The sequence below is a fragment of the Paraburkholderia sp. RL17-373-BIF-A genome (assembly GCF_046030175.1).
In the GTDB taxonomy this organism is placed as follows: domain Bacteria; phylum Pseudomonadota; class Gammaproteobacteria; order Burkholderiales; family Burkholderiaceae; genus Paraburkholderia.
Map to the genome: position 1 here is coordinate 1 of NZ_JARESO010000316.1, position 886 is coordinate 886.

At 63.7% G+C, this 886-nt stretch carries 1 protein-coding gene; it reads left to right on the plus strand.

The annotated features are described in order from the left end of the window. Positions 1-886 (plus strand): IS21 family transposase (istA, locus tag P0D80_RS50595; protein WP_408296383.1); only part of this gene is annotated, 886 nt, incomplete at both ends.

Genomic DNA, 886 nt, shown 5'->3' on the forward strand with positions numbered 1-886 from the left:
GGACGGACGATGCGGCGCTCGAGGCGAGGCTGTATCCGCCACCGGCGCGGCGCGAGCCAACGCGCGGCATGCCGGACTGGCCGGTGGTGCATCGCGAGATCGGCAGGAAAGGCGTCACGCTCGATCTGCTGTGGCAGGAATACAAGGCGCAGCATCCGGACGGCTGCGGCTACAGCTGGTTCTGCAAGGCTTACCAGGAATGGGCGCAGCGGCTTCCTGTCACGATGCGGCAAACGCACGCACCGGGCCAGAAGCTGTTCGTCGACTACTCTGGCAAGAAGCTCGGCATCATCAATCCGGACACCGGTGAAGTCCGCGAGGCTGAGCTGTTCGTCGCCGCCCTCGGCGTGTCCGGTTTTACCTTCGCGGAGCTCACCTGGACCCAGCAGTTGCCCGACTGGATCGGCTCGCACGTGCGCGCCTTCGCGTTCTATGACGGCCTGGTCGAGATCCTGGTGCCCGACAATCTGAAATCGGGCGTCCACAAGCCGGGGTTCTACGATCCGGACATCAATCCAACCTACCAGGAAATGGCCAGGCATTACTCCGTGGCTGTGATCCCGGCTCGCAGTAAAAAACCGAGGGACAAGCCGAAAGCAGAGCTGTCGGTCCTCCTGGTGCAGAGATGGGTCCTCGCCCGCCTGCGCAACCAGCGCTTCTTCAGCCTGGGCGAGGCCAACCGGGCGGTCGCCGCGTTGCTGGGCGATCTGAACAACCGGCCCTTCAAGAAACTGCCCGGCTCCCGCCGTAGCGTCTTCGACGAAATCGATCGTCCGGCACTCAGGCCCTTGCCCGAGCAGCCCTATCAGTACGCGGAGTGGAAGGTCGCGCGTATCGGGCCGGACTATCACGTTGAGCTTGATCAGCACTATTACTCGGTGCCGTA